The following is a 22,462-nucleotide window of genomic DNA, read 5'->3' on the forward strand; positions in this document are numbered from 1 at the left end:
GGCCGGCCGGCGGCGCGCGGCTTGAGGTGGGTCAAGCGCCGTCCAGTTGCAATGCAGATGCAAAAAAGCCCGGCGGTGCCGGGCTTTGTCGGGGGAGGCTGAGGCGATCAGCGCTTGGGGCTGGTCAGGCGGGCGCCGCCATTGCCCTGTCGAGCCTGGCCGCCACCGGAGCGCTGGCCCTGGCCGCCTCGCGGCGCGTCGTTGCGGGCGCCGCCGCCGCCGTTGCCACGGCCTTGGGCCGGCGCATTGTCGCGGCGTGCCGGCGCCTGGCTGCGCCCGGCTTCCTGGCGGGGGCGGTCACCACCACGGCCTTCGCTGCGGGGCGCGTCACCACGGGGCTGCGAGGGACGGCCTCCGCGGCCACCACCACCACCGCCGCCGCTGCGGCCACCTCGGCCGGCACCGCCGCCCAGGCCGCCGTTGAGCACCATGCGGCCCAGCACGATGGGCTCGGCCTTGGCATTTGGGTCGGGCTCGAAGCCGGGCACGATCTCGCGGGGGACTTCGCGCTTGATCAGCTTCTCGATGTCACGCAGGAAGCCGTTCTCGTCCACGCAGACCAGGCTCACGGCTTCGCCCTTGGCGCCGGCACGGCCGGTGCGGCCGATGCGGTGCACATAGTCCTCGGGGACATTGGGCAGCTCGTAGTTGACGACGTGGGGCAGCTGGTCGATGTCGATGCCGCGGGCGGCGATGTCGGTCGCCACCAGCACCTGCAGCGTGCCGGCCTTGAACTCGGACAGCGCCTTGGTGCGCGCGCCCTGGCTCTTGTTGCCATGGATGGCCATGGCCGAGATGTCTTCCTTGTTCAGGTACTCGGCCAGGCGGTTGGCGCCGTGCTTCATGCGCGTGAAGACCAGGACCTGGTGCCAGTCGCCCTGACGGATCAGGTGGGCCAGCAGTTCCTTCTTCTTGTCGCGATCGACCGGATGGATCTTCTGGGCGATGGACTCGTTGGTCTGGTTGCGGCGCGCGACCTCGATCAGCGCCGGCTGGTTCAGCAGGCGGTCGGCCAGGGCCTTGATGTCGTCGCTGAAGGTGGCCGAGAAGAGCAGGCTCTGCTTCTTCTGCGGCAGCAGGGCCAGCACCTTCTTGATGTCATGGATGAAGCCCATGTCCAGCATGCGGTCGGCTTCGTCCAGCACCAGGATCTGCACATGGGACAGGTCCAGCGTGCCCTGCTGCGCGTGGTCCAGCAGGCGGCCGGGCGTGGCCACCAGGATGTCCACGCCCTTGCGCAGGCGGTCGATCTGCGGCTGCATGCCCACGCCGCCGAACATCACCATGGACGTCAGGGGCAGGTACTTGCCGTACAGGCGCACGCTTTCTTCGACCTGTGCCGCCAGCTCTCGCGTGGGCGTCAGGACCAGGGCACGGATGACAATGCGGCCGCGAGCGTCGCGGACCGGCTTCTGGGCAGCCAGGCGGTGCAGCAAGGGCAGGGTGAAGCCTGCGGTCTTGCCGGTGCCGGTCTGTGCTCCCGCCATGAGGTCACCGCCCTGCAGGACGGCCGGGATGGCTTGGCTCTGAATGGGGGTGGGAGTGGAGTAGCCGGCGTCGGCAATGGCCTTCAGGAGGGGCTCGGCCAGGCCCAAGGAATCAAAACTCATCGACTGCGGGATTCGCACGCCAGCCGCTCTATGCCTGGCCGCGCCGCATTGTGTGCGACGCCAGTCTTCGGGCCGGGCGGGGCGGGTGCTTGAGCTCAAAAAAAATGACGCCACGGCAAGACTGTGAGCCGTAGCGTCGAAGGCGATTATAGGTCGGGTGCCGGTCGGCTGGGGTGGATATCGTGAGCCGGGGCGCGTGACGGATCGGACCGGCCCCCGCGGCGGCATGCCCGCGCCCTTTGCACCGGGCCGGACGGAGCGGGTCCGGAAGCTGCGACAATAGCGGTTTGGCCTGGGTGAGCCGCGGGCCGGGCGAGGCGTGCCACGAGGGCGCTCAGTCCCGGGCCACCGCTGTTTGCCGCGGTTCTTCCGCGTGAGGCCACCGTGCTGGTTCGCCAGCCCCTGCCGCTGCGGCCGTCTGCCTCCGGGCGAGGCCGCTGCGGCCCGAATTCCGCATCTTCCACCTGCACTCAACCCTGAGTAAGCCATGGCCCAATATGTTTTCTCGATGAACCGTGTCAACAAGACGGTTCCCCCCAAGCGCCACATCCTGAAGGACATCTCCCTGTCCTTCTTCCCCGGTGCCAAGATCGGCGTGCTGGGTCTGAACGGCTCGGGCAAGTCCACGCTGCTGAAGATCATGGCCGGCGTCGACAAGGAAATCGAGGGCGAAGCCGTGCCCATGCCCGGCATCAAGATCGGCTACCTGGAGCAGGAGCCCAAGCTGAACCCGGACCAGACCGTGCGTGAGGCGGTCGAGGAAGGCATCGGCGGCGTGCTGGCCGCCAAGAAGCGCCTGGACGAGGTCTATGCCGCCTATGCCGAGCCGGACGCCGACTTCGACGCCCTGGCCGCCGAGCAGGGCGAGCTGGAAGCCATCATCGCCGCCGCCGGTTCCGAGAACACCGACCTGCAGCTGGAACTGGCCGCCGACGCCCTGAACCTGCCGCCCTGGGATGCCAACATCGGCGTGCTGTCCGGTGGCGAGAAGCGCCGCGTGGCCCTGTGCCGCCTGCTGCTGTCCAAGCCCGACATGCTGCTGCTGGACGAACCCACCAACCACTTGGACGCGGAAAGCGTGGAGTGGCTGGAGCAGTTCCTGCAGCGCTTCCCCGGCACCGTGGTGGCCATCACCCACGATCGCTACTTCCTGGACAACGCCGCCGAGTGGATCCTCGAACTCGACCGCGGTCACGGCATCCCCTGGAAGGGCAACTACTCCGACTGGCTGGACCAGAAGGAACGCCGCCTGGAGCAGGAGCAGAAGTCGGAAGATGCCCGCTCCAAGGCCATGAAGGAAGAACTGAAGTGGGTGCGCTCCAACGCCAAGGGCCGCCAGGCCAAGAGCAAGGCGCGTCTGGCCCGCTTCGAGGAACTGAGCGACGTCGAATACCAGAAGCGCAACGAGACCAACGAGATCTTCATCCCCGTGGCCGAGCGCCTGGGCAATGAAGTGATCGAGTTCGAGAACGTCACCAAGTCCTTCGGTGACCGCGTGCTGATCGACAACCTCAGCTTCAAGGTCCCGCCCGGCGCCATCGTCGGCATCATCGGCCCCAACGGCGCCGGCAAGTCCACGCTGTTCCGCATGATCCAGGGCGTGGAGCAGCCGGACTCGGGCACGGTCAAGATCGGCAAGACGGCCAAGCTGGCCTTCGTGGACCAGAGCCGCCAGAGCCTGGACGCCAACAAGACCGTCTGGGAAGACGTCTCCGGCGGCCTGGACAACATCGTGGTCGGCAAGTTCGTGATGCCCAGCCGCGCCTACATCGGCCGCTTCAACTTCAAGGGCAATGACCAGCAGAAGATGGTCGGCCAGCTCTCCGGCGGTGAGCGCGGCCGCCTGCACCTGGCCAAGACCCTGGCCCAGGGCGGCAATGTGCTGATGCTCGATGAACCCTCCAACGACCTGGACGTCGAAACCCTCCGCGCGCTGGAAGAGGCCCTGCTGGAGTTCGGCGGCTCGGCCATGGTGATCTCGCACGATCGCTGGTTCCTGGACCGCATCTGCACGCACATCCTGGCCTGCGAGGGCGATTCGCAGTGGTTCTTCTTCGACGGCAACTTCCATGAGTACGAAGCTGACAAGAAGAAGCGCCTGGGCGAGGAAGGCGCGCGCCCGAAGCGCGTGCGCTTCAAGCCCATCCGCTGAGATCGGTCCCGGCTGGGTGCGCCCCGGCCCGCCGTGCACAGAAGAGGTCCCGTCGCGGACCTCTTTTCGTTTCCGCGTCCGGGCCGAGCGACACCCGGCGTCTGCTTTCTTTACGCTTCTTCACGCCCTCGGCATGGGGGCCTTACCGGCCCTGCAGACACTGGAGTCACCAACCCAAGCACGGAGTGTCTGTATGCGAAGCCTCAAGATGAAGCACCTGATTCCCGCCGCCGCCATGGCCCTGGCCCTGGTCACCGGTGCAGCCCAGGCCCAGCGCCATCCGGGCATGGGCGGCCCCGGCATGGGCGCCATAGCCGGCGGCCTGATGGGCGGCCATGTCGAACACATGCTGGACCTGGTGGACGCCACCGACGCCCAGCGCGCCCAGATCAAGTCCATCATGGACGCCGCCCGCGGCGAGCTCAAGACCCAGCACGAGGCCCTGCGCAGCCTGCACGAGCAAGGCCTGACCCTGTTCAGCGCGACCAATGTGGACGCCGCGGCCATCGAGGCCCTGCGCCAGAAGGGCAGCGCGGTGCATGAGCAGATCTCCAGGCGCATGAGCCAGGCCATGATCGACGTCGCCCGCGTGCTGACGCCCGAGCAGCGCGCCAAGCTGGCTGCCAAGCTCAAGCAGCGCCAGGCCCGCATGGCCGAGCACCTGAAGTCGCGCAGCGGCCAGTAATCCCCTTGCGCCGAGGACTGCGCTTATGCTTCAGGCTTACACCCCCTCCATGACCCAGGGCGGCCGGACCTCGGCCCGAGCCCGCTGCGCCAGCCATCTGCCTTCCATGAATTCCAGACTGCTGCTGATCGACGACGATGCCCGCCTCACCGACATGGTGGGCGACTACCTGCAGGCGGCCGGTTTCGAGATCGACGTGGCCCCGAACCTGGGGTCGGCGCGGCAGAAGCTGGAGCAGGGCGTCTACGACCTCGCCGTGCTGGACATCATGCTGCCCGACGGCGACGGCCTGGACTTCTGCCGCGAGCTGCGTCGCGATGCCCGCATGAAGCGCCTGCCGGTGCTGATGCTCTCGGCGCGTGGCGAGCCCATGGATCGCATCCTGGGCCTGGAGCTGGGCGCGGACGACTACCTGCCCAAGCCCTTCGAGCCTCGCGAGCTGCAGGCGCGGGTCAAGGCCCTGCTGCGCCGTGCCGAGCCCGACATGCAGGGTGTGGAGGTGCTGCGCTTCGGCCGCCTGGAGATCGACCTCGCGGCCCGCATGGCCCGCCTGGACGGCAAGCCCTGCGACCTCACCAGCCACCAGTTCGACCTGCTGGTCGTGCTGGCGCAGAGCCCCGGCCGGGTGCTTTCGCGGGACCAGATCATGGACTCGCTGAAGGGCCATCCGCTGGAGGCTTTTGACCGCTCCATCGACGTGCACATCTCGCGCATCCGCGCGGTCATCGAGGACGATCCCAAGACGCCGCGCCGCGTGCTGACGGTGCGCGGGGCCGGCTATGTGTTCGCGCGCAAGCAGGACGCCGAAGGCCACGCGTGAAGTCGCTCTACTGGCGCATCTATCTCACCGTCATTGTGGTGCTGGCGGCCTTCGCCCTGGGGGCGGGCTGGCTGTTCCAGCGCCAGATCGAACAGGAACGCGGCAATGCCGAGGTGGCCGCCGGCGAACGCTGGCTGGCCATGGCCGTGCTGCTGCAGCGCGCCTTGCCGCCCGCGGACGCGCCGCGCGAGCTCCAGGCCCGCGCCATCGAGGAGTGGGGCCAGCGCCTGCGCATGGCCCTGGCCCTGCAGGACGCCCAGGGCCAGCGCATCGGTGCCTCCGAGCTCTTCGAGCGCCGCGAGGAGGTGCCGGGCCAGCGCCAGGTCGAGATCACGCTGGACGACGGCCGTCACATTGCCTTCATCCGGATGCAACGGCCTCCGGGCCTGCGCCCCGAGGGGCGGACAGAAGGGCGGACGGAAGGGCGTACGGACGCACGCCGTGCCGCCGGCGACGGCCCGGACCGCGCCCCTTCGGCCGCCCTGCTGCGCCGTGAGGAGGCGCCCTGGGGCGGGCCGGTCCTGCTGGGCCCCCGCCTGCTGCATGGCCAGGGCCTGCTCATCGTGCTGGTGCTGCTCTTCGTGGGCATCGCGGCCGGCGCCTTCCCCGTCGTGAGGCGGCTGACGCGTCGCCTCGAAGCCCTCAAGACCGGCGTGCAGACCTTTGGCGACGGGCAGCTGAGCCATCGCGTCGACGACAGCGGCACCGACGAAGTCGCTGCCGTGGCCCGCAGCTTCAACGAGGCGGCGGGGCGGGTCGAGACCCTGCTGCGCTCGCACCAGAGCCTGCTGGCCAACGCCAGCCATGAGCTGCGTTCGCCGCTGGCGCGCCTCAAGATGGCCTTTGCCATGTTCGAGGACGCCGGCGAGGCGCAGCGCCGCAAGCTCAAGCTGGAGATCCAGACCAATATCGCCGAGCTGGATGCCCTGGTCGAGGAGGTCCTGCTCGCCAGCCGCCTGGACAGCGGCAGCCAGCAGATCCACCAGGACGCAGTCGACGTGCTGGCCGTGGCGGCCGAGGAATGCGCGCGCAGCGGCGCCGAGCTGCTGAGCGACGAGCAGGACTCGCGCCTGCAGCTGCTGGGCGAGGAGCGCCTGATTCGCCGTGCCCTGCGCAACCTCCTGGAGAACGCCCGCCGCTACGGTGGCGGCAGCGTGGAGCTGGCCATGAAGCACCGCGGCACCCTGCTGGAACTGCACGTGGCCGATCGCGGCCCTGGTGTGCCCGAGGACCTGCGCGAGCGCATCTTCGAGCCCTTCTACCGCCTGCCCGGCCACGCCGAGCAGGCCGGCGGTGTGGGCCTGGGTCTCAGCCTGGTCAAGCAGATCGCCCAGCGCCACGGCGGCTCGGTACGCTGCGAGGCCCGCGATGGCGGCGGCAGCATCTTCGTGCTGAGTCTGCCGCTCAAGACCTGACCCCCGCCTGGTGTGATCCCGCCGGGTGGCGCCCTGCGCAAGACCTGACCCCGCTGGTCACGCAAGGGTGCTGGCGGTCTCTCCGGACTCCTGGGCTTCGTGACCATGCACCCAGGCCATCAGGGCGACCAGGCCGGCGGAGCACATCATCAGCCCCAGGCTGGCGGCCAGCCAGAAGCCGCTGGCACCTCGGCAGAAGCCTGGCAGCCAGGCCGGCGGCGCGAAGGCCAGCCAGTAGCCCCCGCCCAGTCCCAGGCCCCAGATAGCCACGGCATAGACCAGCATGGGCGCCAAAGCCACGTGGTGCGCGCGCAGCACCGAGGCCGCGATGGCCTGGCAGGCGTCGCCCACATGGAAGAGCCAGACCCACAGCAGCAGGGGCAGGGCCGCGGCCAGGATCAGCGGGTCGGGCGTGTACAGCGACAGCACCTGGCGCCGCAGCAGGAAGACCAGCCCGCCCATCAGCAGCGCGAAGGCCAGCGCGATCTCCAGGCCGTGCCAGCCCAGGCGGCGTGCGTCGGCGAAGTCGCGCGCGCCGATGCGCTGGCCCACCAGCGCGCCGGTGGCGTTGCCCAGGGCCATGGGCAGCATGAACATCATGGCCACGAGATTGGCCGCCAGCTGGTGCCCGGCCACCGAGGTGGCGCCCAGGCGCGAGATGAAGAGGGCCATGAAGGTGAAGCCGGTCACCTCGATCAGGATGGAGGCGCCCATGGGCAGGCCCAGCCTCAGCAGGCGCCCGATGAGGGCTGGGCGCGGCGGGTGCAAGCCGCCCCGCTGCAGACCGAAGGGCGCGTAGTGCGGGTCGTGCCGCAGCACCCACAGGCCCACGAGCAGCTGGGACCACACCACCAGGGCCGTGGCCAGCGCGCCGCCCGGTGCGCCCATGGGGCGCAGGCCCAGCGCGGGCAGGCCGTGGATCAGGGCCGCGCTCAGCGGCAGCTTCAGCGCCAGGCCTCCCACCTGCAGGGCCATGACGGCCTTGGGGCGCGACACGGCGGTGTTGAAGCCGCGGTAGGCCGTGAAGAGCAGGGCCGCCGGCAGCGCCAGCCCGAGGAAATGCAGATGGCGCCGCACGATGGCCTCGACGGCCGGCTCCGGCCGTGCCAGGGCCAGCAGCGGATCGGGGAAGAGCAGGATGAGCTCGCCCACCAGCGTCAGCGCCAGGGCCAGCCAGGCGGCCTGATGCAGGCAGTCGCCCACGCCCTCGTGGTCCTGCGCGCCGAAGCGCTGCGCGGCGACGGGCGAGACGGCCAGGATCACGCCCATCAGGCCCACGAACACGCTGGTGTACATGGCGTTGCCCACGGCCAGCGCGGCCAGGTCCAGGGCGGCGTAGCGGGCCACCAGGAGGGTGTCGATGGTCGAGTAGGCCAGCACCGCCAGCTGGCCGATGAAGACCGGCCACGCCAGGGGCAGGATGCGGCTGAGGCTGCCGTGGCGCCGCCGGCCCAGGGCCGCCTTCACGGCGCCTCGCCTTCGCCGCGCTTGCGCTCCAGGGCCCGCTCGGCATAGCGGTTGAAGCGCCAGGCCGTGCCTTCCAGGGTGATGCGGCGCCAGGTGACGCGCTTCTCGGCCGGCGTCATCACCGGCCAGTTCTGGACCTCGTCGAAGGTGCGGCCGCAGCCCTTGCAGAGCTCGTCGCCCTGGCTGGTCGAGCAGATGGCGATGCAGGGGGCGTCCGGCGTGCTGTCGTACCAGCGAAGCCAGGCCTCGCGGGCGGCGGCGGGCAGCGTGTGTTCGTCGCACTCGCTGTCGCGGTGGTAGACGAGCAGGGCATAGACCTCCGCCAGGGCCTGGACGGGCGGGCAGGCGCTGAGCCCGTCGCCGGGCTCGCGCTGGCGCCACCAGTTGATGGCGGCCTCGATGTCGGTGATGTGGATGCCGGCCATGGACTGCAGCGGGCGCTTCTCTTCGTTGCGGTCAGTAGGCGAGGCCCATGGCCTGGCGCACTTCCTTGAGGGTCTTGCGGGCCACGGCGCGGGCCCGCTCGGTGCCGACCTCCACGATCCAGTGCACCTGCTTGGGGTTGGCCAGGTACTCGTCGGCCCGCTCGCGCCAGGGGGCCTGTTCCTTCTGGATGGCTTCGATGACGGGCTGCTTGCAGTCCAGGCAGCCGATGCCGGCGCTGCGGCAGCCCTGCTCGGCCCAGGCGCGGGTGTCACTGTCGGAGTAGAGCTTGTGGAACTCCCAGACCGGGCAGCGCGTGGGCTCACCCGGGTCGCCGCGGCGCACGCGCTGCGGGTCGGTGGGCATCTTGCGGATCTTGTCTTCCACCACCTCGGGCGCCTCGCGCATGGCGATGGCATTGCCGTAGCTCTTGCTCATCTTCTGGCCGTCCAGGCCGGTCAGGCGCGAGTTCTCGGTCAGCAGGGCCTGGGGCTCGGGCAGGATGGGCGCCTCGGCGCAGTAGAGGTGGTTGAAGCGGCGGGACACCTCGCGGGTGACCTCCACATGCGCGGCCTGGTCCTCACCCACGGGCACGAAGGCCGCCTTGTAGATGAGGATGTCGGCCGCCTGCAGCAGCGGGTAGCCCAGGAAGCCGTAGGTGGCCAGCTCGCGGTTCTTCTCCACCTGGTCCTTGTAGCTGGGCATGCGCTCCAGCCAGCTGTGCGGCGTGCTCATGGCCAGCAGGGTGAAGAGCTCGGCGTGTTCGGGCATGCGGCTCTGGATGAAGAGCGTGCATTGCTCGGGGTCCAGGCCGGCAGCCAGCCAGTCCACCACCATGTCGTAGACGTTGCGCTCGACGATGGACTTGTCCTGGTAGTGCGTGGTCAGGGCATGCCAGTCGGCCACGAAGAAGAAGCAGTCATAGGCCTGCTGCAGCCGCACCCAGTTCTTGAGCGCGCCGTGGTAGTGGCCCAGGTGCAGGGCGCCGGTGGGGCGCATGCCGGAGAGCACGCGCTGGCGGGGCAGGGTGGGGGTGTCGCTCATGTGTTGGAAGGGCCGGTGCGGGGCGTTCCGCCGGAATGCGGACGCCTGGAGGAAGCCGGTGATTGTAGGGAGTCAGCCCGGCGCATGACGGGAGTCAAGGTGAGGCAAGCCGTATCGCGGGGCGGGCGCTGGCTACACTTGCGCCCCATGAAGAACATCGTGATCCTGATCAGTGGCCGGGGCTCCAATATGGAGGCCATGGTCAAGGCCTGTGCCGCCGAAGGCTGGCCGGCCCGCATTGCCGCCGTGATCAGCAACCGCCCGGACGCCGCCGGCCTGCAGTTCGCGGCATCGCAGGGCGTGGCCACCGCCGTGGTGGACCACAAGGCCTTCCCCGATCGGGAGTCCTTCGATGCCGAGCTGGCCCGGGTCATCGACGGCTTCATGCCCGACCTGGTCGTGCTGGCCGGCTTCATGCGCATCCTCACGCCTGGCTTCACCCGGCATTACGAGGGGCGCATGCTCAATGTCCACCCCTCGCTGCTGCCGGCCTTCCCGGGCCTGCACACACATGAGCGCGCCATCGAGGCGGGCTGCCGCTTCGCCGGGGCCACCGTGCATTTCGTGACCGCCGAGCTGGACCACGGACCCATGGTCGCCCAGGCCGTGGTGCCGGTGCTGGACGGCGACGACGCCGCCGCCCTGGCCGCTCGCGTGCTCAAGCTGGAGCACCGCATGTACCCGGCCGCCGTGCGCTGGTTCGTCAGCGGGCAGCTCGCGGTCGAGGGCGCGCGCGTGCGCCAGCTCGCGGGCGAGAGCCAGTCCTTCAGCTGAGCCGCGGTTTCAGCGGCTTCAGGCCACCAGGCTGGCCAGCAGATTGATGGACAGGGCCAGCACTCCCGTATTGAACACGAAGGACAGCAGGGCCTGGATGGTCACCAGCCGGCGCATGGGGCGCGAGCTGATCACCACGTCCGAGGTCTGCGAGGTGGCGGCCAGGGTGATGGAGAAGTACAGGAAATCCCAGTAGTCCAGGTCCTTGTTCTCGCCCGGGAACTCCAGGCCGTGCGGTGCCGTGCCACCGCGGTGGTAGAGCTGCGAATAGGCCAGCGAGAACTCGATGGGCAGCAGCAGCCAGGTGCCCGCCACCGTGGACAGCGCCAGCAGCAGATAGGGCCAGCCCGCCACCACATTGGCCCCATGGCGCACCTGACTCATCTCCGTGACCAGGGCGGCCAGGATGGCCAGGGCGCCTGCCACGGCCAGCATCAGCATCACCGGCACGCCGTCGCCCATGCCCAGGGCCCGGCGCTTCAGCTGGCGGGCATCCGCCCGGCCCATCATCACCAGCACCAGCAGCACATAGGTCCAGACGCCGGCGTTCCAGCCCAGCAGCAGGCGGGTGACCAGGGGCAGTGGCGTGGGCCACAGCACGGCCAGCATCGCGCCCAGCCCCAGGCCGATCAGGACGCGCGGGCGCCAGGGCACTCTCGGGTGGTGGCTGCTCATTCGCCAATCAGCACGAAGCGGGGCTTCATCTGGCCATCGACTTCCAGGTGCTCGAAGAACATGGCATGGGGCCGCACCCACAGGCCGGTGTTGTTGTAGAGCGGGCGGTACAGCACCAGGACCTCCTCGGTCTCGCTGTGGCGCACGGCGCCCAGGACCTCGTAGTCCTGCCCCTTGTAGTGGCGGTAGCGGCCCGGGGGCGTAGGGGGCAGGGGAGCGGGTTCGGGCTTGGTGTTCATGGCAGGATCCTTTGGAGGCGGCGCCCGGGGGGCGGCGGCGGTCTTCGGGCCTGGGATAATCCGGCGATGCATCCTAATGCCCTTCTCGACCTCTGCACCGAACTGCTGCGTTCGGTCCTCAAGTTCGACGCGCCCGCTGACGGCGTCGTCTCCGCCTTCTTCCGCAAGAACAAGGCCCTGGGTCAGCGCGAGCGCCATGCCCTGGCCGAAACCACTTATGCCGTGCTGCGCCAGAAGCCCCTGCTGCAAAGCCTGGCCCAGTCGGGCGCCGGCCCGCTGGAGCGCCGCCTGGCCATCCTCGCCTGGGCGGGCGGGGAGGCCGGCCTCAAGGGCGCGCTGAAGCCTCAGGAACAGGAGTGGCTGAAGCAGGTCCGCCAGGTGGATGTTGCGAGCCTGGCGCCCAAGCTGCGCCACAACATGCCCGAGTGGCTGGCCGAGCCCCTGCTGGCACGCCTGGGCGAGACCGAGTTCTGGGCCCTGGCGGCCTCCATGAGCGAGGGCGCAGCGCTGGACCTGCGCGTCAACACGCTCAAGGCCAAGCGCGAGGAGGTGCAGGCCCAGCTGAAGGCGGCCGGCATCGCGGCGGAGCCCATGCCCTATTCGCCCTGGGGCCTGCGCGTGCAGGGCAAGCCCGCCCTGAACAAGCTGGAGGCCTTCACCAGCGGCGCCCTGGAGGTGCAGGACGAGGGCAGCCAGCTGCTGGCCCTGGCCCTGGATGCCAAGCGCAGCGAGATGGTGGTGGACTTCTGCGCCGGGGCTGGCGGCAAGACGCTCGCCCTGGGCGCCGCCATGCGCAACACGGGCCGCCTCTATGCCTTCGACGTCTCCGGCCACCGGCTGGAATCGCTGAAGCCGCGCCTGGCGCGCAGCGGCCTGTCCAACGTCTACCCTGCTCAGATCGCCCATGAGCGCGATGACCGCATCAAGCGTCTGGCCGGCAAGATCGACCGCGTGCTGGTGGACGCGCCCTGTTCGGGCCTGGGCACCCTGCGCCGCAACCCGGACCTGAAGTGGCGCCAGTCGCCCCAGGCCGTGGTGGAACTGCAGGCCAAGCAGAAGGCCATCCTGGACAGCGCCGCCCGCCTGCTCAAGCCGGGCGGCCGCCTGGTCTACGCCACCTGCAGCCTGCTGGACGCCGAGAACGAAGTCATCGCCCAGGCCTTCAGCGAGGCCCACCCGGACTTCCAGCCGCTGGACGCCGCCGCCGTGCTGGAAAAGGCCCATGTGGCGCAGGCCGCGAGTCTGTGCGAGCAGGGCTTCATCCGGCTGTGGCCGCATCGCCACCAGGTGGACGGCTTCTTTGCCGCCATTTGGGAACGCAAGGCCTGAGCGGCCCGGGCGGTCCTCGCACGGCACGCAAAAGCGCCAATATGGCGCGCCGCTGCCTGAGCGCTAGATCTAGATCAAGAGGTGTTTTAGGGCGCCTCACCTACAATCGAGTCGCTTTTTGACATCTCCATGACGCTTCTCAATGAGGCAGAGGTCGGACTGAATGAATGAATTGATTTTCGTGCGCGACGTGCTCGTCAACTGGCTGAGCGAAGGCCTGACGGGTGCCAGCCTGTGGCAGGTCGTGCTCTACACGCTGGTGGTGACCCACATCACCATCGCCGCCGTGACCATCTTCCTGCACCGCACTCAGGCGCACCGTGCCCTGGACCTGGGGCCCATCCCCTCGCACTTCTTCCGCTTCTGGCTCTGGCTGACCACGGGCATGGTCACCAAGGAATGGGTGGCCATCCACCGCAAGCACCACGCCAAGTGCGAGACCGAGGACGACCCGCACAGCCCGGTCACCCGCGGCATCGACACCGTGCTGCTGCGCGGCTCCGAGCTCTACCGCGCCGAAGCGAAGAACCAGGAGACGCTGGAGAAGTACAGCCACGGCGTGCCTGATGACTGGATCGAGCGCAATCTGTACAGCCGCTACAGCTGGCAGGGCGTGGCCCTGATGATGATCATCAACCTGGCCCTGTTCGGTGCCCTGGGCGCGACCGTCTGGGCCATCCAGATGGTGTGGATCCCCATCTGGGCCGCCGGCGTGATCAACGGCCTGGGCCACTACTGGGGCTATCGCAACTTCGAAGCCCAGGATGCCTCGACCAATATCTCGCCCTGGGGCCTGATCATTGGCGGCGAAGAGCTGCACAACAACCACCACACCTACCCGACCTCGGCCAAGTTCTCGGTCAAGCCCTTCGAGTTCGACATCGGCTGGGGCTATATCCGCGCCATGGAGATCATCGGCTGGGCCAAGGTCCGCAAGACCGCGCCGCAGCTGAAGCTGGGTGAGCTCAAGGCCGAAGCCGACAAGGCCACGCTGGAAGCCATCATCGCCAACCGCTACGAGATCATGGCCAGCTACGGCCGCAACCTGAAGGCCGCCTGCGCCATCGAACTGGCCCGCCTGAAGGCCCAGGGCGAGCAGCACAGCGCCAAGTGGCAGCAGTTCAAGCAGGCCAAGCGCTGGCTGCACCGCGATGCCGACCGCATCCCGCAGGCCTTCCATGGCGACATCGAAGGGGCCCGCGCCGCCTCGCCCGCCCTGGACAAGCTGCTGACCATGCGCGAAGAGCTGCGCCAGCTGTGGACCCGGACCAATGTCTCTGCCGAGCAGCTGGTGCGCGACCTCCAGGTCTGGTGCCAGAAGGCTGAGGAGAGCGGCATTGCCGAGCTGCGCAGCTTCTCACTGCACCTGCGCGCTGCCCGCGCCTGAGTGTGTCCCGGGCTTGCGCCGGGGTTTCCCGACGTGAAGCCCAGGTAAGGAGCGCCCCTTGGAGGGCGCTTTTTTCATGGTCAGTCCATATACTGGTTTTCACTGGGTCGTCATCGCGAAGCCATGACGAGCGTTGAGTGCGAGGCGCCTGCCCACCGAGTCCGGTTCTGGGTGCGGATGCCTCAGGCGCAAACCATGAAAGAGGAGAAGACCATGAAGCAGTGGAAGACAGGGCTGGTGGCCCTGATCGCGGGAGTGGGCATGGCAGGCGTGGCGCAGTCCGCCGAGCTGGACATGCATTTCCAGCCCCTGGACAAGTACCGCGACCTGGGTCGCACTGTCACGGAGCGGGAAGACATCCAGAAGGCGCTGAGCGCCCATTTCGAGCGTCTGGCGGCGGAGCGCCTGCCGGCCGGACAGACGCTGCGGATCGATCTGCTGGAGATCAACCGGGCAGGCGAGATGGACTTCCGCCGCCGGCTGCCGGATGAGATCCGCGTGCTGCGCGAGATCACCTGGCCGCAGCTGGAGTTCAGCTATGTGCTGCTGGAGGGCGGCAGGGAGCTCAGGAGCGGCAAGGCCAGCCTCTCCGACATGAACTACCTCCACGGCAGCAGCGCCCGCTACAACGACGGCGACCCGCTGCGCTACGAGAAGCCCATGATCGACAAGTGGTTCGACACCGAGTTCGGCCGCAAGGCGCGCTGAGTCCGGGCGCGCATCGAGCGCCCATGAAAAAACCCGCCAGCTTGCGCTTGGCGGGTTTTTCTTTGGGCTGCAAGCCGGGCTGAATTACTTCAGCTTGATTTCCTTGTACAGGACGTGCTTGCGGGCCTTGGGGTCGAACTTCATGAATTCCAGCTTTTCGGGCGTGGTCTTCTTGTTCTTGTTCGTGGTGTAGAAATGACCGGTGCCGGCGGTGGATTCCAGCTTGATCTTTTCGCGTCCGCCTTTGGATGCCATGTTGTTGCTCCTTGGTGCTTAGTGGATCAGATCAGAGCTCGCCCTTGGCGCGCAGATCAGCGACGACTTGTTCGATACCGACCTTGTCGATCAGACGCAGAGCGGCATTGCTCACGCGCAGACGCACCCAGCGGTTTTCGGTTTCCAGCCAGAAACGACGGTACTGCAGGTTGGGCAGGAAACGACGCTTGGTTTTGTTGTTGGCGTGGGAAACATTGTTGCCCACCATGGGCTTCTTGCCCGTGACTTGACAGACGCGTGCCATGACGCTTCTCCGGTTCGAATTTCTTTACCAGATGCCAAGGCCTGGTTTCTCCAGACCCTGACATCCCATTGACCGCTCTATGCCTGCTAAACCCACGAACTCACGCAAGGTGTGCTCGCAGGGGCGATCCATCCGGCAGGCAAGCCAAAGACTATAGCTGAAAAAGAGACAGCCGCCCAGGGGCGGCCGTTTCGAGCTGAAAAAGTGGCGGCGTGGCGCAGGGCAGGGGCAGGGCCTGCGTACCGGCACCGGCGCCGGTCAGCCTTGTGCCTGCTCCAGATAGCGCTGAGCGTCCAGCGCGGCCATGCAGCCAGTGCCGGCGCTGGTGATGGCCTGGCGGTAGACGTGGTCCTGCACGTCGCCGGCCGCGAAGACACCCGGCACGCTGGTCATGGTGGCGAAGCCATTCAGGCCGCTGCGGGTGATGAGGTAGCCGTCCTTCATCTCCAGCTGGCCCTTGAAGATGTCCGTGTTGGGCTGGTGGCCGATGGCGATGAAGCAACCGTGCAGCGGGATGTCCTTGGTGGCGCCGTTCTCGTGCTTCACGCGCACGCCGGTGACGCCGCTCTGGTCGCCCAGCACCTCGTCCAACGTGTGGAAGACATGCAGCTCGATCTTGCCCGCGGCCACCTTTTCCATCAGCTTGTCCACGAGGATGGGCTCGGCGCGGAACTTGTCGCGACGGTGGATCAGGTGCACCTTGCTGGCGATGTTGGAGAGGTACAGCGCCTCCTCGACGGCCGTGTTGCCTCCGCCCACCACGCACACGTCCTGGCCGCGGTAGAAGAAGCCGTCGCAGGTGGCGCAGGCGCTGACGCCTCGGCCCGAGAACGCTTCCTCGGAAGGCAGGCCCAGGTACTTGGCCGAGGCGCCGGTGGCGATGATCAGGGCGTCGCAGGTGTAGCTGCCGCTGTCACCCTTCAGCAGGAAGGGGCGCTGGGAGAAGTCGACCGTGTTGATGTGGTCGAAGACGATCTCGGTCTGGAAGCGCTCGGCGTGCTGCTGGAATCGCTGCATCAGTTCCGGGCCTTGCACGCCCATGACGTCGGCCGGCCAGTTGTCGACCTCGGTGGTCGTCATCAGCTGGCCGCCCTGGGCCATGCCGGTGATCAGCAGCGGCTTGAGGTTGGCACGCGCGGCGTAGATGGCAGCCGTGAAACCGGCGGGGCCGGAGCCCAGGATCAGCAACTGGGTGTGGCGGGTGTTTTGAGTCATGGCTTCTCAGCTGGGGTTGCAGTCAGGACACACAAGGGGACAAGGTTTTACGATTCATGCCAAACCCTATGGAGGCACGTGACTTAATTGGCACAATGCAGCCATTCTAGGGAAGTCAAGCGGCGCCAGCCTGACGCCACCCCAATGACCACAGCTTAGGAGCTCATTCATGGCCATGCTGTCCAATCTGGACCTGATTCGTCGCGTGCCCTTGTTCTCGTTGCTGACGACTGACCAGGCGCAGTCGATCGCAGACAGCGTGATCAAGCGTCGCTTCAAGCGCGGCGAGGTGGTGGTGGAGCAGGGCACCAAGTCCAACGCGCTGTTCATTCTGCTGAACGGCCGGGCCCGTGTGTTGACGGCTGACAACCGCGGCCGTGAAGTCATCCTCGCCGTGCTGCAGAACGGCGACTACGTCGGCGAGATGAGCCTGATCGACGGTGAGCCCCATTCCGCCACCGTGCGCGCCGAGGTCCAGACCGACATGCTGGTGCTGGGCCGCAATGAATTCGCCCGCTGCCTGCCCGAGAGCAGCAGCCTGTCCTACGGCATCCTGCGCGGCCTGGTGGCCCGGCTGCGCAATGCGGACCGCCAGATCGAGTCCCTGGCTCTGCTGGACGTCTACGGCCGCGTGGCCCGCACCCTGCTGGACATGTCCGAAGAGGACAAGGGCATCAAGATCATCCGCGGCAAGGTCTCGCGCCAGGACATGGCCAAGGTGGTCGGTGCTTCCCGCGAGATGGTCAGCCGCGTGATGAAGGACCTGGAAGACCGCGGCGTCATCGAGACCCTGGAGAACGGCTCCGTGGTCATCAAGGAACGTCTGCACGACTGATCCGGCTGCGGATCCTGTTTCAGATGCCGGCCCGGTGCGGCTGGCTGACTGCATTTCCTGGGCCACAATCGCAGGATGAGTTTTCCCCTGGGTTCCCTGACGGGTGCGGAGGACGCCGCCCCGGCCGACAAGGTCTACAAGCGCCAGCCCTCCAAGAAGGCCAGGCCGGCGCCCGCGCCGGCCAGCGCCTCGCTGCGCACGCCGCTGTGGCTGATCCTGGGTGGCCTCGCCTGGTGCCTGGTGCTGCTGGCCCTGCTGACGCATGACCGCGGCGACGCCGCCTTCTCCATCGCCGGCAGCAAGGACCACGTGAGCAACCGCGTGGGCACCCTGGGCGCCTGGATTTCCGACCTCCTGCTCTTCGGCTTCGGCTACTCGGCCTGGTGGCTGATGCTGGTGGCGCTGCGTCGCTGGCTGGGCGGCCTGGCCGATGTGCTGCGCACCGAGCCGGTCTTCGACGAGACCCCCGTCTGGCAGCGCCGCGGCCTCTGGGGGCTGGGCCTCGTGCTGCTGATGTGCGCCAGCTGCGCCCTGGAGTGGACGCGGCTCTACGGTTGGGAGGCGCGCCTGCCCGGCGCCCATGCGGGCGGCGTGCTGGGCTATGCGCTGGGCCCCTGGAGCATGAAGCTGCTGGGCTTTGCCGGCTCCGGGCTGGTCTGGATCGTGGCCCTGCTGGCCGGCAGCGCGCTGGCGCTGCAGTTCTCCTGGATGCGCCTGGCCGAGCTGATCGGCACCCGCATCGATGAATTCCGCCAGCGCAACGTCGACCGCCGCGAGGTGGCCGAGGACAAGCGCGTGGGCAAGAAGGCCAAGCGCGAGCGCGAGCAGGTCGTCGAGGTCGAGCGTCAGGTGGTCGAGGAACACGTGCCCATCGTGATCGAGGCCCCGGTGGTCGAGGTGCCGCAGTCCACCCGCGTGGCCAAGGAGCGCCAGACCACGCTGTTCAGCGAGCTGGCCGACACCAAGCTGCCCCAGGTCGACCTGCTGGACGCCGCGCCGCCGCGCGTCGAGACGGTCACGCCCGAGTCGCTGGAGATGACCAGCCGCATGATCGAGAAGAAGCTGCGCGACTTCGGCGTCGAGGTGCGCGTGGTGGCGGCCTCGCCGGGCCCGGTGATCACGCGCTACGAGATCGAGCCGGCCACGGGCGTCAAGGGCTCGCAGATCGTCAACCTCGCCAAGGACCTGGCCCGCTCGCTGAGCCTGGTCTCCATCCGCGTGGTCGAGACCATTCCGGGCAAGAACTACATGGCCCTGGAGCTGCCCAATGCGCGGCGCCAGACCATCCGCCTGTCCGAGATCCTGGGTTCGCAGATCTACGCCGACGCGCCCTCGCAGCTGACCATGGGCCTGGGCAAGGACATCGTCGGCGCCCCCGTGGTGGCCGACCTCGCCAAGATGCCGCACTGCCTGGTGGCCGGCACCACCGGCTCGGGCAAGTCGGTGGGGATCAACGCCATGATCCTCTCGCTGCTCTATAAGGCCGAGGCGCGCGACGTGCGCCTGATCCTCATCGATCCCAAGATGCTGGAAATGAGCGTCTACGAGGGCATCCCGCATCTGCTGGCGCCTGTCGTGACGGACATGAAGCAGGCCGGCAACGCGCTGAACTGGTGCGTGGGCGAGATGGAGCGGCGCTACAAGTTCATGTCCAAGCTGGGCGTGCGCAACCTCGCCGGCTACAACAAGAAGATCGACGAGGCCAAGGAACGCGGCGAGAAGATAGCCAACCCCTTCAGCCTCACGCCCGAGCAGCCTGAGCCGCTGGAGCGCCTGCCCTTCATCGTCGTCGTGATCGACGAGCTGGCCGACCTGATGATGGTGGTCGGCAAGCAGATCGAGGAGCTGATCGCCCGCCTGGCCCAGAAGGCCCGCGCCGCCGGCATCCACCTGATCCTGGCCACGCAGCGGCCCTCGGTGGATGTGATCACCGGCCTGATCAAGGCCAACATCCCGACCCGCCTGTCCTTCCAGGTCTCCAGCAAGATCGACAGCCGCACCATCCTCGACCAGATGGGCGCCGAGGCCCTGCTGGGCATGGGTGACATGCTCTACATGGCCTCGGGCACCGGCCTGCCCACCCGCGTGCACGGCGCCTTCGTCAGCGACGACGAGGTGCACCGCGTCGTCGAGTACCTGAAGGCCCAGGGCGGCGAGCCCAACTACATCGAGGGCATCCTCGAAGGCGGCGTGCTGGAGAGCGAGGGCGGCGGCGAGGGCGGCGGGGGAGGCGGCGGGGACGCCGAGGCCGACCCCATGTACGACCAGGCCGTGGCCGTGGTGCTGCAGCACAAGCGAGCGTCCATTTCCCTGGTCCAGCGCCACCTGCGCATCGGCTACAACCGGGCCGCCCGCTTGCTGGAGCAGATGGAGAAATCCGGTCTGGTTGGCGGCATGGCCACCAACGGCAGCCGTGAACTGATCGTGCCCAAGCGAGACGAATGAACTTCCTGAATTTCAAGCCTTCCCGCCGCCTGCTGTGTGCCGTGGCCCTTCTTCTCGGGTCACTGCTGGGGTCAGGTCTTGCCCAGGCCGACGCCACCCAGTCGCTCAAGGACTTCGTGCGCGAGGTCAAGAGCGGCCGCGCCAGCTTCAGCCAGACCGTCACCGCACCAGACGGCAAGCGCAAGAAGACCTCCAGCGGCACCTTCGAATTCCAGCGCCCGAACCTCTTCCGCTTCCAGTACCAGAAGCCCTTCGAGCAGCTGATCGTGGGGGATGGCCAGAAGGTCTGGACCTTCGATCCGGACCTCAACCAGGCCAGCTCCCGCCGCATCGGCCAGGCCCTGTCCGGCACGCCGGCGGCGCTGCTGGCGGGGGGCAACGTCGAGAAGGACTTCGAGCTCAAGGCTCAGCCCAGCGAGGCCGGCGTGGACTGGGTCCTGGCCCTGCCGCGCCAGGCGGACGGCAACATCCAGCAGCTGCGCATCGGCTTCAAGGGCCGCGAGCTGGTCGCGCTGGAGGTGCTGGACGCCTTCGGACAGCGCTCCCTGATGCAGCTGAGCCAGCTGCAGACCAATGTGGCGATCGGTGCCGAGCGCTTCCGCTTCGAGGTCCCCAAGGGCGTGGACCTGCTGGAGCAATGAGGGCGGGGCGCTGGCGGCAGCATGTCTGAGAACGCTTCCCTGTTCGGCGACGAGCCGGCGCCCGAGGCACCGAAGTCCTCGCGGCTCGCGGCCTCGCCCGGCAAGGCCTACCAGCCCTTGCCGGAGCGCCTGCGGCCGCGCCATCTGGACGAAGTCATCGGCCAGCGCCAACTGCTGGGCGAGGGCATGCCCCTGCGCGTGGCCTTCGAGACCGGGCGCCTGCATTCCATGATCCTGTGGGGCCCGCCGGGCGTGGGCAAGACCACGCTGGCACGGCTGCTGGCCCAGGCCTTCGATGCGCAGTTCATCAGCATCTCCGCGGTGCTGGGCGGCGTGAAGGAGATCCGCGAGGCGGTCGAGCGCGCGCAGGTCGCGGCGGCTCAGGGCCGGCGCACCATCGTCTTCGTGGACGAGGTGCACCGCTTCAACAAGTCCCAGCAGGATGCCTTCCTGCCGCACGTGGAGTCCGGCCTCTTCACCTTTATCGGCGCCACCACCGAAAATCCCTCCTTCGAGGTCAACTCGGCCTTGCTGTCCCGTGCCAGCGTGCATGTGCTCAAGTCCCTGGACGAGGAGGACCTGCTGGCCCTGGTCCGCCGCGGCGAGGCCGCCCTGGCCTGCCCGCCCTTCACCGAGGCCGCCGCCAAGCGCCTGGTGGCCTATGCCGACGGCGATGCGCGGCGCCTGCTGAACGCGGTGGAGACCGCCGCGCAGCTGGCGCCCCCGGGCCTGGCCAGCATCGACGAGACCCAGCTCGAGCGCGCCCTGGGCGAGCAGCTGCGGCGCTACGACAAGGGCGGCGAGCAGTTCTACGACGTCATCTCGGCCCTGCACAAGTCCGTGCGCGGCTCGGACCCGGACGCCGCCCTGTACTGGTTCTGCCGCATGCTGGACGGCGGGGTCGACGCCCGCTACATCTCCCGCCGTCTGATCCGCATGGCCAGCGAGGACATCGGCCTGGCCGACCCCCGCGCGCTGCGGATCTGCCTGGACGCCGCAGACACCTACGAGCGCCTGGGCTCGCCCGAGGGAGAACTCACGCTGGCGCAGGCCGTGGTCTACCTGGCCATTGCGCCCAAGTCCAATGCGGTGTACACCGCCTACAAAGCCGCGCGGGCCCTGGTCAAGCAGGATGCCAGCCGGCCCGTGCCCCTGCATCTGCGCAATGCGCCGACCCGCTTGATGAAGGACCTGGGCTATGGGCATGAGTACCGCTACGCGCATGATTTCCCCGGCGCCTTCGTGGCCGGGGAGCAATACCTGCCGGACGGGCTGGAGGACCAGCGCTTCTACGAGCCCGTGCCACGCGGGCTGGAGATCCGCATCGGCGACCGCCTGGCCGAGTTGCGCCGTCTCAATGCCGAGGCGGGCGACGCCGAGGACTGAGGCCTCACCCCCTGTTTCGGTCCTTGCGCCAGCGGGTTATCCCCAGCGAGCCGCTCCCGCGGCGCACTCCTAAAATCCGCGGCCATATGCTGAGTCCCTCCGGCACCCCAGCCCGCTGCTTCGAAGGTCGCGGGCTTTTTTCTTGGGGCCCCGGAGACTCGGGCGCGCTCATCCCTGATCCGGTCGCCGTCTCCTCAGCACGGCAAGGAAGTGGAGTTTTTTGATGGAAACATTCATCCAGCAGATCATCAACGGCCTGGTGCTCGGGAGCATGTATGCGCTCGTGGCCCTGGGCTACACCATGGTGTACGGCATCATCAACCTGATCAACTTCGCGCATGGCGAGATCCTCATGGTCGGGGCACTGGTGAGCTGGACCGTGGCCACGGCCCTGGCCGATTCCGGCCTGCCTGGCTGGGCACTCATGGCCATCGGCCTGCTGTGCGCCATCGTGATCTGCTCGGTGCTCAACTTCACCATCGAGAAGATCGCCTACCGCCCGCTGCGCAACGCGCCGCGCCTGGCGCCGCTGATCACGGCGATGGGCATGTCGCTGCTGCTGCAGACGTTGGCGATGATTGTGTGGAAGCCGAACCCGAAGCCCTTCCCGCTGCTGCTGCCCACCGAGCCCTTCAACCTGGGCGGCCCGGTGATCACGGTGACGCAGGTGCTGATCCTGGTGCTGACGGTGG

Annotated in this window: 22 protein-coding genes; 13 read left to right on the forward strand and 9 right to left on the reverse strand. The window is 68.2% G+C overall.

Annotated elements, in window-relative coordinates:
* Nucleotides 1–107: 107 nt before the first annotated feature.
* Nucleotides 108–1,610 carry a DEAD/DEAH box helicase gene (locus tag ABDJ40_RS16625; RefSeq protein WP_347611487.1) on the reverse strand — a complete coding sequence of 501 codons (1,503 nt, stop codon included), beginning with the start codon at nt 1,608–1,610 and terminating at the stop codon, nt 108–110.
* A gap of 487 nt (nt 1,611–2,097) precedes the next feature.
* Between ABDJ40_RS16625 and ettA the strand changes: the two genes are divergently transcribed.
* From ettA to ABDJ40_RS16645, 4 genes are all read left to right on the forward strand, one after another.
* Nucleotides 2,098–3,762 (forward strand): energy-dependent translational throttle protein EttA, encoded by a 1,665-nt coding sequence (ettA, locus tag ABDJ40_RS16630; protein WP_269633579.1) that lies wholly within the window; start codon nt 2,098–2,100, stop codon nt 3,760–3,762.
* A gap of 193 nt (nt 3,763–3,955) precedes the next feature.
* A complete protein-coding gene (locus ABDJ40_RS16635) occupies nt 3,956–4,447 on the forward strand; it encodes a Spy/CpxP family protein refolding chaperone (protein ID WP_347611488.1) in 492 nt (163 codons plus the stop codon).
* A 106-nt stretch (nt 4,448–4,553) separates the two neighbouring features.
* The gene (locus ABDJ40_RS16640; protein WP_347611489.1) at nt 4,554–5,267 is read left to right on the forward strand and encodes a response regulator; all 714 of its coding nucleotides are present in this window, start codon (nt 4,554–4,556) and stop codon (nt 5,265–5,267) included.
* Nucleotides 5,264–6,682: a sensor histidine kinase gene (locus tag ABDJ40_RS16645; RefSeq protein ID WP_347611490.1), complete on the forward strand. Its 1,419-nt coding sequence runs from the start codon at nt 5,264–5,266 to the stop codon at nt 6,680–6,682. Before ABDJ40_RS16640 ends, ABDJ40_RS16645 begins: the two co-directional genes overlap by 4 nt.
* A gap of 57 nt (nt 6,683–6,739) precedes the next feature.
* Here the strand turns inward: ABDJ40_RS16645 and ABDJ40_RS16650 are convergent, their stop codons facing one another.
* Genes ABDJ40_RS16650 through trpS form a run of 3 tightly spaced genes read right to left on the reverse strand, consistent with a single transcriptional unit; the run spans nt 6,740 to nt 9,598 of the window.
* Nucleotides 6,740–8,149 carry an MATE family efflux transporter gene (locus ABDJ40_RS16650; protein WP_347611491.1) on the reverse strand — a complete coding sequence of 470 codons (1,410 nt, stop codon included), beginning with the start codon at nt 8,147–8,149 and terminating at the stop codon, nt 6,740–6,742.
* Complete coding sequence (locus tag ABDJ40_RS16655; RefSeq protein WP_347611492.1) at nt 8,146–8,574, reverse strand: DUF3717 domain-containing protein; 429 nt, start codon at nt 8,572–8,574, stop codon at nt 8,146–8,148. The genes ABDJ40_RS16650 and ABDJ40_RS16655 overlap by 4 nt, the downstream gene beginning before the upstream one ends.
* 31 nt (nt 8,575–8,605) lie before the next feature.
* Entirely contained in the window at nt 8,606–9,598 is a 993-nt protein-coding gene (trpS, locus tag ABDJ40_RS16660; RefSeq protein ID WP_347611514.1) for a tryptophan--tRNA ligase, read from the reverse strand.
* A 165-nt stretch (nt 9,599–9,763) separates the two neighbouring features.
* Between trpS and purN the strand changes: the two genes are divergently transcribed.
* Nucleotides 9,764–10,390 carry a phosphoribosylglycinamide formyltransferase gene (gene purN, locus ABDJ40_RS16665; protein WP_347611493.1) on the forward strand — a complete coding sequence of 209 codons (627 nt, stop codon included), beginning with the start codon at nt 9,764–9,766 and terminating at the stop codon, nt 10,388–10,390.
* Between the two features lie 18 nt (nt 10,391–10,408).
* Here the strand turns inward: purN and ABDJ40_RS16670 are convergent, their stop codons facing one another.
* Complete coding sequence (locus ABDJ40_RS16670) at nt 10,409–11,065, reverse strand: DUF1345 domain-containing protein (RefSeq protein ID WP_269633586.1); 657 nt, start codon at nt 11,063–11,065, stop codon at nt 10,409–10,411.
* The gene (locus tag ABDJ40_RS16675) at nt 11,062–11,304 is read right to left on the reverse strand and encodes a DUF1653 domain-containing protein (protein ID WP_269633587.1); all 243 of its coding nucleotides are present in this window, start codon (nt 11,302–11,304) and stop codon (nt 11,062–11,064) included. The genes ABDJ40_RS16670 and ABDJ40_RS16675 overlap by 4 nt, the downstream gene beginning before the upstream one ends.
* Nucleotides 11,305–11,370: 66 nt before the next feature.
* On the opposite strand from ABDJ40_RS16675, the gene ABDJ40_RS16680 reads away from it, so the two are divergent.
* From ABDJ40_RS16680 to ABDJ40_RS16690, 3 genes are all read left to right on the forward strand, one after another.
* Entirely contained in the window at nt 11,371–12,633 is a 1,263-nt protein-coding gene (locus ABDJ40_RS16680) for an RsmB/NOP family class I SAM-dependent RNA methyltransferase (protein ID WP_347611494.1), read from the forward strand.
* 163 nt (nt 12,634–12,796) lie between these two features.
* Complete coding sequence (locus ABDJ40_RS16685) at nt 12,797–14,020, forward strand: DesA family fatty acid desaturase (RefSeq protein WP_347611495.1); 1,224 nt, start codon at nt 12,797–12,799, stop codon at nt 14,018–14,020.
* Between the two features lie 213 nt (nt 14,021–14,233).
* On the forward strand, nt 14,234–14,728 hold the full coding sequence (locus tag ABDJ40_RS16690; RefSeq protein ID WP_347611496.1) for a DUF3016 domain-containing protein: 495 nt from the start codon (nt 14,234–14,236) through the stop codon (nt 14,726–14,728).
* An 84-nt stretch (nt 14,729–14,812) separates the two neighbouring features.
* Here the strand turns inward: ABDJ40_RS16690 and rpmG are convergent, their stop codons facing one another.
* The 3 genes from rpmG to trxB form a co-directional block, all read right to left on the reverse strand.
* Nucleotides 14,813–14,983 carry a 50S ribosomal protein L33 gene (gene rpmG / locus ABDJ40_RS16695; RefSeq protein WP_025564431.1) on the reverse strand — a complete coding sequence of 57 codons (171 nt, stop codon included), beginning with the start codon at nt 14,981–14,983 and terminating at the stop codon, nt 14,813–14,815.
* 31 nt (nt 14,984–15,014) lie between these two features.
* The gene (gene rpmB / locus ABDJ40_RS16700) at nt 15,015–15,248 is read right to left on the reverse strand and encodes a 50S ribosomal protein L28 (RefSeq protein ID WP_183106657.1); all 234 of its coding nucleotides are present in this window, start codon (nt 15,246–15,248) and stop codon (nt 15,015–15,017) included.
* A gap of 258 nt (nt 15,249–15,506) precedes the next feature.
* Nucleotides 15,507–16,463 (reverse strand): thioredoxin-disulfide reductase, encoded by a 957-nt coding sequence (gene trxB / locus ABDJ40_RS16705; RefSeq protein ID WP_269633592.1) that lies wholly within the window; start codon nt 16,461–16,463, stop codon nt 15,507–15,509.
* Between the two features lie 169 nt (nt 16,464–16,632).
* On the opposite strand from trxB, the gene ABDJ40_RS16710 reads away from it, so the two are divergent.
* From ABDJ40_RS16710 to ABDJ40_RS16730, 5 genes are all read left to right on the forward strand, one after another.
* Complete coding sequence (locus ABDJ40_RS16710; RefSeq protein ID WP_183106659.1) at nt 16,633–17,298, forward strand: Crp/Fnr family transcriptional regulator; 666 nt, start codon at nt 16,633–16,635, stop codon at nt 17,296–17,298.
* A 75-nt stretch (nt 17,299–17,373) separates the two neighbouring features.
* Complete coding sequence (locus ABDJ40_RS16715; protein ID WP_347611497.1) at nt 17,374–19,743, forward strand: DNA translocase FtsK; 2,370 nt, start codon at nt 17,374–17,376, stop codon at nt 19,741–19,743.
* Nucleotides 19,740–20,384, forward strand: coding sequence for an outer membrane lipoprotein periplasmic chaperone LolA (gene lolA, locus ABDJ40_RS16720; RefSeq protein ID WP_347611498.1), 645 nt, complete (start codon nt 19,740–19,742; stop codon nt 20,382–20,384). Before ABDJ40_RS16715 ends, lolA begins: the two co-directional genes overlap by 4 nt.
* 21 nt (nt 20,385–20,405) lie before the next feature.
* Nucleotides 20,406–21,770, forward strand: a complete 1,365-nt coding sequence (locus ABDJ40_RS16725) for a replication-associated recombination protein A (RefSeq protein WP_347611499.1) — start codon at nt 20,406–20,408, stop codon at nt 21,768–21,770.
* 223 nt (nt 21,771–21,993) lie between these two features.
* On the forward strand, nt 21,994–22,462 hold a 469-nt coding region (locus ABDJ40_RS16730), incomplete at its 3' end, for a branched-chain amino acid ABC transporter permease (RefSeq protein ID WP_347611500.1).

The sequence above is a fragment of the Roseateles flavus genome (assembly GCF_039872765.1).
In the GTDB taxonomy this organism is placed as follows: domain Bacteria; phylum Pseudomonadota; class Gammaproteobacteria; order Burkholderiales; family Burkholderiaceae_C; genus Roseateles_B; species Roseateles_B flavus.